The sequence below is a fragment of the Dyadobacter pollutisoli genome (assembly GCF_026625565.1).
GTDB classification, from domain to species: domain Bacteria; phylum Bacteroidota; class Bacteroidia; order Cytophagales; family Spirosomataceae; genus Dyadobacter; species Dyadobacter pollutisoli.
The window spans coordinates 5460988-5473340 of sequence record NZ_CP112998.1; the positions used below are offsets into that span (position 1 = coordinate 5460988).

General features: G+C 45.4%; 10 protein-coding genes. 8 read left to right on the forward strand and 2 right to left on the reverse strand.

Going from position 1 to position 12353, the window contains the following annotated elements; all coding sequences use genetic code 11:
• Window positions 1–303: 303 nt before the first annotated feature.
• The 6 genes from ON006_RS22225 to ON006_RS22250 all read left to right on the forward strand — a co-directional run bounded on the left by ON006_RS22225 (window position 304) and on the right by ON006_RS22250 (window position 9999).
• Window positions 304–2133, forward strand: a complete 1830-nt coding sequence (locus tag ON006_RS22225; protein WP_244824514.1) for a sodium:solute symporter family protein — start codon at window positions 304–306, stop codon at window positions 2131–2133.
• Window positions 2106–3356: a glycoside hydrolase family 130 protein gene (locus tag ON006_RS22230; RefSeq protein ID WP_279680739.1), complete on the forward strand. Its 1251-nt coding sequence runs from the start codon at window positions 2106–2108 to the stop codon at window positions 3354–3356. The genes ON006_RS22225 and ON006_RS22230 overlap by 28 nt, the downstream gene beginning before the upstream one ends.
• Before the next feature lie 286 nt (window positions 3357–3642).
• The gene (locus ON006_RS22235; RefSeq protein ID WP_244824512.1) at window positions 3643–6828 is read left to right on the forward strand and encodes a SusC/RagA family TonB-linked outer membrane protein; all 3186 of its coding nucleotides are present in this window, start codon (window positions 3643–3645) and stop codon (window positions 6826–6828) included.
• Window positions 6829–6838: 10 nt separating this feature from the next.
• The gene (locus tag ON006_RS22240; RefSeq protein ID WP_244824511.1) at window positions 6839–8437 is read left to right on the forward strand and encodes a SusD/RagB family nutrient-binding outer membrane lipoprotein; all 1599 of its coding nucleotides are present in this window, start codon (window positions 6839–6841) and stop codon (window positions 8435–8437) included.
• A gap of 111 nt (window positions 8438–8548) precedes the next feature.
• Window positions 8549–9064, forward strand: a complete 516-nt coding sequence (locus tag ON006_RS22245) for a cupin domain-containing protein (RefSeq protein ID WP_244824510.1) — start codon at window positions 8549–8551, stop codon at window positions 9062–9064.
• Between the two features lie 38 nt (window positions 9065–9102).
• The gene (locus tag ON006_RS22250; RefSeq protein ID WP_244824509.1) at window positions 9103–9999 is read left to right on the forward strand and encodes a DUF72 domain-containing protein; all 897 of its coding nucleotides are present in this window, start codon (window positions 9103–9105) and stop codon (window positions 9997–9999) included.
• 33 nt (window positions 10000–10032) lie between these two features.
• Here ON006_RS22250 and ON006_RS22255 read toward each other — a convergent pair whose 3' ends face one another.
• Window positions 10033–10980, reverse strand: a complete 948-nt coding sequence (locus ON006_RS22255) for a 3',5'-cyclic-nucleotide phosphodiesterase (RefSeq protein WP_244824508.1) — start codon at window positions 10978–10980, stop codon at window positions 10033–10035.
• A 125-nt stretch (window positions 10981–11105) separates the two neighbouring features.
• On the opposite strand from ON006_RS22255, the gene ON006_RS22260 reads away from it, so the two are divergent.
• Together ON006_RS22260 and ON006_RS22265 are read left to right on the forward strand one after the other, a co-directional pair.
• Window positions 11106–11555 carry a GNAT family N-acetyltransferase gene (locus tag ON006_RS22260; protein ID WP_244824507.1) on the forward strand — a complete coding sequence of 150 codons (450 nt, stop codon included), beginning with the start codon at window positions 11106–11108 and terminating at the stop codon, window positions 11553–11555.
• A gap of 44 nt (window positions 11556–11599) precedes the next feature.
• On the forward strand, window positions 11600–11974 hold the full coding sequence (locus ON006_RS22265) for a VOC family protein (RefSeq protein WP_244824506.1): 375 nt from the start codon (window positions 11600–11602) through the stop codon (window positions 11972–11974).
• Between the two features lie 7 nt (window positions 11975–11981).
• Here the strand turns inward: ON006_RS22265 and ON006_RS22270 are convergent, their stop codons facing one another.
• A complete protein-coding gene (locus tag ON006_RS22270; protein WP_244824505.1) occupies window positions 11982–12353 on the reverse strand; it encodes a helix-turn-helix domain-containing protein in 372 nt (123 codons plus the stop codon).

The window sequence follows — 12353 nt, forward strand, 5'->3', positions numbered from 1 at the left end:
GTTAGGTTTAAATGTATTCAGGACGCGTTGATTATGTATTATTCAACGAATGTGTCTTTATCACCAAAAATTGCCCTTATAATGCAAATTAAGAACAACTGGTGACATTAACACATCTTAAAGAACAATATATCACTGCAATATTCATAAAATCAGTATTTATAATTCTAGTTATTGATAAAATAGTATTATACACCCCATTCGAATAGTAAATATGTTTGTATCAATTCAGAAGGACCAATCTGTTAATTGTATCCAAATTTCATTAAATAGCAAAAAACCGCTGAAATTTGTGAACCCTTAATGAAGATACAACTAATTGATTTCCTGGTCATACTTGCCTATTTGGTACTAGTGACCGCGATCGGGATTATTCTTAAGAAACAAGCCGGACGAAGTAAGAATGACTATTTATTAGGCGGGAAATCGATGCCGTTCTGGATGCTTGGCGTATCCAATGCGTCCGGGATGTTCGACATCTCCGGTACGGTCTGGATGGTTTCGATCATGTTTGTTTATGGAATCAAAAGCATATGGCTGCCCTGGTTGTGGCCGGTTTTCAATCAGATTTTCATGATGGTCTATTTGTCGATATGGCTGCGCAGATCTAATGTTTCCACCGGAGCCGAGTGGATGCTGACGCGTTTTGGCAACCAAAACGATGCCCGGATGTCGCACAAAATCATCATTGCTTTTGCGTTACTAAGCTGCCTCGGCTTTATGGCTTATGGCTTCATAGGGTTGGGTAAATTCATCGAGATCTTTGTTCCATGGCAGTACATTGCCCGGTTCGCTCCATTTACCATCAGCCCCGAATATGTTGCTCATTTTTATGGGGTTATATTCACTTTATTCACCGTCTTTTACTCATTGCTCGGCGGAATGAAGAGTATTGTCTGGGCCGACCTGATCCATTACATGATCATGGTTTTTGTTTCAATTGCGATAGCCGCAATCGCAATGTTCGCACTAATGGACGCGGGCAGCCTGCCAGTCCCAGAAGGCTGGGCCAATCTGTTTTTTGGCAAAGAACTGGGACTGGATTGGACCGGTATCATTCCGGCTGTGAATGACAAAATCAACAAAGACCACTTTTCCCCATTTGGGTATTTTTTCGCGCTCATGACAGCCAAAGGCATTCTCGCAAGTTTGGCCGGGCCTGCACCTAATTACGACATGCAGAAGATATTATCTACCAGATCTCCGCGAGAAGCCGCATTGATGAGCATGATTGTCAATGTGGTACTGCTGCCCACCCGGTATCTTCTGATTATTGGCGTTACCGTTCTTGGGCTGCTGTTTTATGATACATTACCTCTCACCGATGCTCAGCATACCGATTTTGAACGCATACTTCCCGCCGTTCTCAATGCTTACATTCCTTCCGGCCTGCTCGGGCTTGTCCTGGTGGGGTTAATGGGTGCTTTTATGGGAACATTTGCAGGTACTTTCAATGCTGCTCAGGCCTATATGGTTAATGATATTTATCTGAAATCATTCAATCCCGGGGCCAGTAATGCGCAAATTACCCGAATGAACTACATGCTCGGCCTCATCGTAGTAACGGTCAGCATTCTGCTTGGTTTTTTGGCCAAAGATGTCAACAGTATATTACAATGGATCGTATCGGCGCTTTATGGCGGCTATATCGCCTCCAATGTTCTGAAATGGCACTGGTGGCGGTTCAATGGCAATGGTTTTTTCTGGGGAATGCTTGGCGGGATCGTTTGTGCACTCATTTGCCCCTACCTCTTCAAAGGCACATTACCGTTGTATTATTTCCCCCTGATATTATTGATTTCAACTGTCGGAGCGGTAGTCGGTTCGATACTTACCCCGCCCACCGACCGCGAAGTATTGAAGAAATTTTACAAAACGGTACAGCCCTGGGGGTTCTGGAAACCGGTTGAACAGGCTGTAAAAGAAGAATACCCGGATTTTGTACCCGACCATCATTTCAAAAGGGACATGTTCAATGCAGCAACGGGTGTTACGGCGCAGACCGCCATTACAGCGTTACCCGTGTTCGCAGTTCTGATGATGCCCACCCACGCCGGAATCACGGCGCTAGTTTTAATGGTGTGTGTGTTTGTACTTTGGAAAACATGGTATCAGAAGCTCCCCGATCATTGATCAATGCAGTAATGACCAGCACTATGGAAATTTTCGAAAAGCGGTTACTCAGAATCCAGACAGAACACGACCGGGTACTTTCGCAGCAAAACCTCCCTATCGAGTATGGAAATGGCATTTATGACCGTTATCAGCTTCCTGTACTTACGGCCGCACATGTCCCGATCTTTTGGGAATACGACCTCAATCCTGACACCAATCCTTTTTTAATGAAACGGTTTGGGATCAATTCTACATTCAATGCAGGGGCGATCAAATTGAATGGAAGGTACTTGGTGGTGGCCCGTGTCGAGGGCTACGATCGCAAGTCGTTTTTTGCTGTGGCCGAAAGCGAGAATGGAATCGATCATTTCAAATTCTGGGAATACCCCTTGCAAATCCCCGAAACAGATGTACCTGACGGAAATGTGTACGATATTCGGATTACCAGACACGAGGACGGCTGGATCTACGGGCTTTTTTGTACGGAACGAAGAGATCCCAACGCCGCACCAGAAGACCAGTCAGCCGCCATTGCTCAATGTGGTATCGCCCGTACCAAAGATTTAAAGACCTGGCAGCGCCTCCCCGATCTTAAAACGCCGTCGCCACAACAGCGAAATGTAGTACTGCATCCGGAGTTTGTGAATGGGCAATATGCCTTCTACACACGTCCTCAGGACGGTTTTATCGAAGCCGGGACCGGTGGGGGCATTGCTTTGGGGTTGTCGAGATCCATTGAAAATGCTGAAATTGAAAAAGAAGATATCGTTGACCAAAAGCAATATCATACGGTTTATGAGCTAAAAAACGGTCAGGGTCCCACGCCGATCAAAACCACCAAGGGCTGGCTGCACCTCGCTCATGGCGTCCGTAGTACCGCTGCCGGCCTGCGTTATGTTCTGTATCTTTTTTTAACCGATCTCGATGATCTGACCAAGATGATCTGTAAGCCTGGCGGATATTTTCTTGCGCCCGAAGGTGAAGAACGGATCGGCGATGTTTCTAATGTTGTTTTTTGCAATGGATGGATACTCAACGAGGACGGGACGGTGTTCATCTATTACGCCTCTTCCGACACCCGGCTGCACGTGGCTACCTCCACTCTGGAAAAACTCCTGAATTATGTTTGCAATACCCCCGAGGACAGTTTCAGTTCGGCTTCGTCAAGCGAAACGTTAACCATGCTGATCAACAAGAACCTCACTTACCTGAATTTGAAACACCCCGAATCCGTCGGGTAGCGTAGCTGCGTATAGAGGCTAACGATAATTAAGTCAGGAAGGGTTAAAATACTGCATAGCACTTTTTTATTTCACGCAGGGTTCGAATTTTAATCAATAGGCCCTCAGACTCTCCAATTAAACTTTTCAGATAAAAATTTTAATATTAACATTAAAGCCAGGTTAAAAATGTGTTATTTTTAGATAAAAAAGCACTATATAACTATGGATCAAGCGGTGGTATATTTGACTCGAATTTTAGTCTTATGCCCTTGTTTAACCTAATGATTACCAGACTTAAAAGTGTATGAAAAAAAATTTACTGATTAAGATGTTGGTTCTGTTCTCTGTGCTCGCTCTACCGGGCTATGCGCAGGAAATGACAGTATCCGGGAAAGTAAGTGATGCGACCGGCGGCGAAATAGCCGGAGTAAACGTGGTGGTAAAAGGAACGACCAGAGGTACCACCACCAATGACAAAGGAGATTACAGTATCTCGGTCGAAAAAGGCAAAACTTTAACATTCAGCTACATTGGTTACGTTACTAAGGAAGTAGCAGCCAATGCATCGATTTTGAACATTGCGCTGGCGGCAGAAGCCACCGCACTGAATGAAGTAGTCGTAACCGCCTTGGGTATTAGCCGTGAAAAAAGATCGCTGGCTTATTCTATTACGGAAGTAAACGGTGCCAATATGACCGCAGCGCGCGAATCCAACCTCGGTAATGCCCTTGCTGGACGGGTGGCTGGTGTGAACGTGAGCAAAATTGCCTCCGGTCCGGCAGGCTCTTCACGGGTTATCATTCGTGGTAATAAATCGTTACAGGGTAACAACCAGCCGTTGTACGTAATCGACGGTATCCCAATGGATAACAACAACTTTGGTCAGGCCGGCCTTTGGGGCGGTTCGGATGAAGGAGATGGTCTTTCCAGTATCAACCCTGACGATATTGAGTCGGTTGTCGTGCTGAAAGGCGCGAATGCTGCGGCCCTCTACGGCTCACGTGCTGCAAATGGTGTCATTAACGTTACCACCAAGCGCGGAACGAAAAGAAAAGGGCTTGGCATTGAGTTTGGCTCAAATTATGTATTTGAAAAGTTAAATGACCTATCAGACTTACAACATTCTTATGGCACAGGCTCCTACGTAAACGGCGTTGCATCGAAACCAACAAGCCAGACACAGGCTTACGAATGGGGTGACGATTCATGGGGGCCCAAATATGACAATAGCCAGTTCTTGGGCTTCGACGGAAAAATGCGCCCATATGCCTACCAGGGCGACAATTTTTCTCGTTTTTACAAAACAGGACACGCCTTCACCAATAACCTTGCACTATCGGGCGGAAACGAAACACAAAGTTTCAGAGCGTCGGTAACCAACCTCAACAGCACCACCATTATTCCTAACTCCGGTTACGACAGGATTAACCTATCGTTGTCGACCAATGCTAAATTCGGTAAAAGGCTGACATTGGATGCAAAAGTGCTTTATTCAGAAGAAAAAGCAAAAAACCGCCCGAATGTTTCCGATTCACCTGGTAACGCGATCCAGGCGCTGTGGCGTACTCCCGGCAGCTATAATGTCCTTGACTACTATGGCGATCCTAACAAACCAGGCGCAATCCCTGCCGGAACCGACGCGAACAGCCTGAGTATTTTCGGAAAACAGGTAGGTGAAGAATTCCAGCAAGCAAGCAATAACTGGGGCCAGAACCCTTACTGGGTATCTTATCAGTTTATTAAAACCGACAAAAAGAACCGCTTCATCAGTTCCGGCGCATTGAAATACCAGCTTACCGACTGGCTCTATATTCAGGGACGCGTAGGTCTTGACAAATACCAGCGCCGTGCCGAAGGCCTTACACCGGAAGGAACTGGTTATCAGCGTGGTGGCGCAAGAAGCATGGGCACCTGGAATGTGCAGGAACTTAATGCAGAATATACCGTCGGATTTAACAAAGACTTCGGGAAAATTGGTATCAACGCTTTTGCCGGTGGTAACCGCATGAGAAGAAAATACGATTTTGTGAACGCTTATGGTAATGGTTTCAATGTTCAATTCTTCCCTGCCCTGAACAATGTTAAGGGTAAATCGTGGGACTACGACTTCCGGGAAAGCGGCATCAATTCACTACTGGGATCGGCTGAATTTTCTTATGACGGCTATCTTTTCCTGAACGCCACCGCCCGTAATGACTGGTTCTCAGTTTTGAACCCTGAGACTAACAGTATCCTTTACCCGTCTATCGGAACCAGCTTTGTATTCTCCGATGCAATAAAGGGCCTTCCTTCTTGGCTGTCATACGGAAAGGTGAGAGCTTCATGGGCGCAGGTAGGTAATGCTACTATTGACGCTTACTCAACTAACCTGACTTACTCGTTGAACGGTAACCCACACATGGGCTATCCGATGGCATCATTCTCACAGGCAATGGGCAACGGCGGTAATATTCCAAATCCGAACCTGAAACCATTGACCGTAACTGAAACAGAATTTGGTATCGACTTCCGCGTATTCAACAACAAACTGGGCGTCGATTTCACTTACTATGATCAGCAGACCACGGACGATATCCTGAACGCAACCATTTCCCGCGCCAGCGGCTTTGGGAGTACTTCTGTAAATCTTGGCAAGATGCAAAACAAAGGTATAGAGTTGTTGCTAACTGCTACTCCGCTTAAAAGCAGCACACTGAACTGGGACATCAGTTTGAATCTCGCAAAAAACAACAACAAGGTTAAAGCGCTGATTGAAGGCACAAACGAGCTGGTGATGGACGAGCCTCGTACCCGTAACTCTTACATTAAAAACATCGTGGGACAGCCATTCGGTATGATCACCGGACGTGTTCAGAAACTGTCACCAGACGGTCAGCCCGTATTTTACAGCGATGGTCGTCCTGTTGGATCGGCCGGGTATGAGATCATTGGCAACGGTATTGCGAAACTTACGGGTGGTTTGACCAACTCATTCAACTACAAAGGCTTCGATCTTTCATTCCTTGTTGACTTCAAATGGGGTGGAGATATTCTTTCGGGAACCAATATGCGCCTGACCCAATGGGGTGTGAGCCAGCAATCGCTGCAAGGAAGAGATGGTGAAGCTCCGCTGACCGTTACAGGGGTAACTCAGGAGGGTACAGTATATAAACCGTTCACCAAAACCCTTTCCCCACGAGAAGCTTATGACTACTGGCAGTCTGTCGGTGGCGAGGCTGACGCGGTAACGCCAATGTTCCTTTACGATGCTTCTTTTATCAAATTGAGACAATTGACGGTAGGCTACACAGTACCAAAAAGACTACTCGAGAAAACCCCGCTGCAAAACCTGAGCATTTCGTTCGTAGGTCGTAACCTCGCTATCCTGTTCAAAAACATCGATAACGTAGATCCCGAATCAACCTACTCTAACGGAAACTCGCAAGGGTTTGACTATTTCGGTTTCCCATCGACACGCAGTTACGGTTTCAACTTGAGAGCAACATTCTAATTATCCTGACATGAAAAATTTGACTAAATACTTAAAATATAGTTTGGCTGTTGTGCTTGCGTCGGGCTGCGACACGAATCAGCTGCACGACTTGAACATTAACCCGCAGGCGCTGAACCAGGTAAATCTGAACCTGATCTTCACATCGGCGGAACTTGGTATTGCTTCCAACGGTACAACAGGCGATAACCGTTACATCGACTGGCGTACCAACATCGGTATGTGCGCCTATGCGATCCAGCAGCTGGCTAATGCAGGTGGCGGCATTGCTCCGGGCGACAAATACACGGTGAATGCGGAAACCAATGCTGCGCCATTCGATTTTACATACAATGATCAATTGAAAAATATCGCCGAAATCCTGAAACAGTCAGGCCCTGGTGGATTTGCGGAAGGTAAATATCTGAATATGCGTCAGGCAGCACGTATTCTTCGTGCTTTCAGCTTCGCCCGTGTGACTGACTTTTACGGCAATATCCCCTACTCCGAAGCCAATAAGGGTACGGAAGGTATTTTCTTCCCGAAATACGATTCCCAGGATGTCGTTTACGCCGATCTGCTGAAAGAACTGGATGAAGCTTCCTCGGCGCTGAGCGCTTCAAATGGGGATGAAGGTTTTGCCGCAGCCGATTTCCTCTATAAAGGTGATATTGCGAAGTGGAAGAAATTTGGTTATTCCCTGATGTTGCGTCTCGCTATGCGTATTTCCAATGTAGATGCAACCAAAGCTGCAACTTATGTGACCAAAGCAGCGGCGGGAGGCGTATTTGCAAGCAATGCTGACAATGTGTGGGTGGCAATGGCCGACGGACCAAGCGAATGGGTGAACCAGAATGGTATCTCACGCGCATTCGATCCAGGGGACGGCGGACAGCCTGCATATCTGAGCGCCAAGTTGGTTGACTTTCTGAAAGGAACCAATGCTGCCAGTGTTGCCGACGATGATCCACGTTTGATGATCATTAGTGGCGGAATCGGCGATTGGACTGCGGCCGGCTACACACCAATCACCGTTGATCCTCTGAAACAGAAAGGTATGCCGAATGGCTTCGACCAGGCGATGCTAGACAAGCTGGAAGGACAGGCAGTTATATTACCCAAAACGTATTCCCGCATTAATGTAAAAATGTTACAGGATTCTGATCCATACATGATCATGAACTATGGAGAAGTGGAGTTACTACTTGCTGAAGCCATTGAGAGAAAAATCGGCACAGGTATTGCTGGAACTGCCAAGTCGCATTATGATGCTGGTGTGAAGGCATCGATGCAAATGTATACACCTTATGATGCTTCATTGACTGTTTCCGATGCAGCCGTAACTTCTTATCTTACGACTTACCCTTATGGCGTGACCAAACCTGCATTGGAAATGATCGGAGAGCAGCTATGGGTGAACAAGTTCTTTAACTGGTGGGAAGCATGGTCGGACTGGAGAAGAACAGGGTTTCCTAAACTGACACCGACCAATTATCCAGGTAACGTAACGGGGGGAACCATCCCTGTAAGACTTAGATACCCTACTAACGAATTAGCAGGAAATCCAAATTATCAAACCGGCGCAACATTGCCGGACGAGTTTACTACCAAAGTTTGGTGGGACAAATAGTATAAATTAGTAGATATAATTCAAAAGATGTCCTGAATATTTTGGGGCATCTTTTTGTTTTTTATCCTAATTTTGAAACTCACGCCATTTCTACTCATTATCCATTCCAATATGATACAGTCATTTACAGCGACAGCCGATAAGGATGTTGTTTTTGCAAAAGTCCAGCAGTTTATAGACGAACAAGGGTTCACAGTGGTAAGTAAGGATCATTCCCGTCCGTGGGGTGGTTTTTTTGTTTTGGAAGAAAGTGAAGCTCCGAAGTTTATCTCCACATTTTTCCCTCACCTCTCGCTGGAAGACTTTGCCGGATATGAAAAACTAAGCCCAAAAATATTGGTAGTAGCACCTAATAAGCGTCTATCGTGGCAATATCATCACCGTCGTGCGGAAATCTGGAAAGTAATTGGCGGAAAAGCGGGAATCGTTATCAGCGATACAGATGAAGAAACGGAATTAAAGCAACTACCTATCGGCACTGTCATTAATTTGAAAAAAGGAGAACGTCACCGTTTGGTTGGTGTTGATGAGTGGGGCTTTGTTGCAGAAATCTGGCAGCATACCGATCCTAGCAACCCATCCGATGAAGACGATATTGTAAGGGTGCAGGATGACTTCGGAAGATAATAGCCTTTAGATTTACTAAACCACTTAACTCGACAACCATGAAATTCGGAAAAGTTGATGACCCAGATCATATTGATTTTACCTTACCTCCCGATCCGTCGGCCAACAAAAAACTTTTGGAAGCCGCAAAGCCGGAAGGTAAGCCGAATATTTACATTGGTTGCGCTAAGTGGAACAAGGCAGATCTTAAAAGTTTTTATCCCAAAGGTACCAAGGACGAACTCGCTTATTACGCGACCCAATTCAACAGTATCGAGCTAAATGCGACGTTTTACAATAACTTCCCGGTAGAAACCATCGAAGGCTGGTACAATAAAACGCCGGCAGGATTCAAGTTTTTCCCAAAACTGCATCAGGGTATCAGTCACTGGAAACGGCTGAAAGAAGCAAAGGAGCAAACAGACATTTATCTGGATGGCATTGCGAATTTGCAAGAAAAGCTGGGTATGCTGTTTCTGCAGTTGCCGGACAATTTTGGCCCAAAAAACTGGGAAGCATTGAAAGCCTATCTTGAAGAATGGCCCTCAGGCTTCCCACTGGCGCTGGAACTAAGGCATACCGGCTGGTACGACGGCACCTGGAATAGCGACGACCTTTACGATTTGCTGGAAAGGAAAAACATCACGCACATTGTTACCGATTCTGCCGGTCGTCGTGACCTGCTCCATATGCGCCTCACCACCCCAACTGCCTTCATACGTTACAATGGAGCCAATGTAGATTCCGACTATACGAGGCTGGACGATTGGTTTGAGCGCCTGAAACTTTGGGTAAATGAAGGAATTCAAAACATCTACTTCTTTGTCCATCAAAACCATGAGGAAGCTTCGCCGCTTTTGTCAGCCTACCTCATTAAAAAGTTTAACGATGAACTGGGGACCGGTTTGAAAATTCCGGCGGATCCGAAAAGTACTGCACAAGGCAAGATATTTTAAGAAAATGGCCCGGATTTAACCTCCGGGCCATTTTTATTTGAGTTCAAAGGCTACACCTTGCACGGGAAATATCAGATTTACTCCTAGTGAATTAGCTGATCTAAGCTGCTTTTTAATCGTCTCTTCGTTGTTGCCTGTTGGCTTAATGTGCGTTACGATCACATTTAGGCCTGTTACATTTTCCAATCCGCTCAGTTCAGCAAGCCGATTTAATTCTTTCATAAACCATTTGGGAGTCAGATGTCCGTATAGTTTTTTATCAGGTTGCTCATTGGGATATGATACTTCTAAAAATACCCCTTTCAGCTTTTTGGACTTTACTAACGGCGCTACTGCATTCCAGACCACTTTCATTTTGCCTGTTCCTTCCACATCATCGGATCCGGTATCTCCAAAATAAAGGATATGGTTCCCATTGTTAGAAATCAGAAAAGCAGCACTTTCGTAAGGATTAGAATGGCTTAGTTTGTAAGCTTTCATGACCATTTGCGTGTTGTCAATTGGGGTATGTACTTCCTCGGTCAAGACATTATATCTGTATTTTCTCAAAACCGGCGCATTACCGTCACTTCCCATATTGGGCCAGCTCTGCCAGTTGAAATAATGATTCTTGATCACTTCAATGCATTTGTCAAACCCATAAATATTCTTGGCAGTGTCATCAATGGAGTTAATGATCATTCCAGACAAATGATCGAGGTGCGGGTGCGAGATCAGGTAGGCTTTGAGGTATTGTTTCAAAACAATGTCAGGTTTCACATTGAAAACTCCATTTGCGATCGCCTTTTCAATTCCCTGGCTCACACTACCACCATCAAAACACACATAATCGTTCGAATTAGCAGGCGCGACCATATACGCCGACATATTGCCATCCATATTTCCACCTTTCACACCGAGCGGAACTACTTTAAAACCTCCCTGTGCAAAAGATGATGAAAACGAAAGGAGTAAGAGACAAAGGAAGCTGGCTGCTCGCATGATTTTATGTTCGGAAATTACCTGGCAATATTCATTAATAATTCGCAATTGACGAAGTGGGTAACGTTAATTTCTGCGTCAGTTAGCCTGGAACATCGTAAATTGTAGCCTCAGAAATGTAATTTATGACACGCATCAAACGTACCAACAGCGACGATCCCGATTTTCAAAAACTGACGCAGGCCCTGGACGTCGAACTATGCAGGATATACAATACACAACAAGCTGACTACGAAGAATTCAACCGCATTGCTGATCTGGCCACGGTAGTTTTGGCTTACGAAAATGACATTCCGGTCGGGTGTGGCTGTTTTAAAAAATATGATGACACTACTATCGAAATCAAACGAATGTATGTGGAGGCGGATGTCCGTGGAAAAGGAATTGCGTCACGGATCGTGGGTGAACTGGAAACCTGGGCATTGGAATTAAAAAACGATTCTGCGATACTTGAAACTGGCAAAAAACAACCAGAAGCGATCGCGATGTACCACAAACTAGGATATTTTCCTATCGAGCGATACGGTCAATATTCCGATCTGGACAATAGTGTCCGCATGAGGAAGCAGTTATAAATGCGCCGGTATGTACTTTTAATTCAAACTTCAACTACACTTCGATGACAAAGAAAATACTGGGATTAAGGACCAACATTTATAAAGTTACCGACATCAGCGAAGCCAAGGAATGGTACGCAGCAGCTTTCGGAACCAGACCTTACTTCGACGAACCGTTCTATGTCGGCTTCAACATTGCAGGTTTTGAACTTGGGTTACAGCCAGACGACACCCCCGCCACTGAAAAAACGGACAATGTTGTGACCTATTGGGGAGTGGGAGACATTCAATCTGAGTATGACGCATTTATCGCAGCAGGTGCTACTGAGCACGAAGCTCCAACGAATGTCGGCGGAGAAATCATAGTAGCTTCCGTAAAAGATCCGTGGGGAAATGTGATTGGATTGATATACAATCCAGAATTTGAGATCGAATGATGCCTGCCTAAATATGCTGCAAAATAAAATCGGCGGGGACATTTAGTTTGGTGTGAACGGCTTTGATAAAAGGAATATCAGGTTTTTGCTTCCCATTCAGGATGAGCGAAAGCTTTGCACCGCTCACGCCCAGTGTTTTGGCAAGATCCTTTTGTTTAAGCTTCATCTCATACATTCGAAGTTCGATCATTCCTTCCAACGTCCTTGGCGGTTCAACGTAGTAATGCTCCAGTTCATAGGCCTGAGCGGCCAGGGCCATTGTTCGGATTTTCCCCAATTCAAAATCTGAAAGATTGTTTTCTCCCTTACGCATCAAGCGATCTATTTCGACCATTGCTTTATCGTATTCCGATTCAGTTTTATATTCCAGATTTTCCAT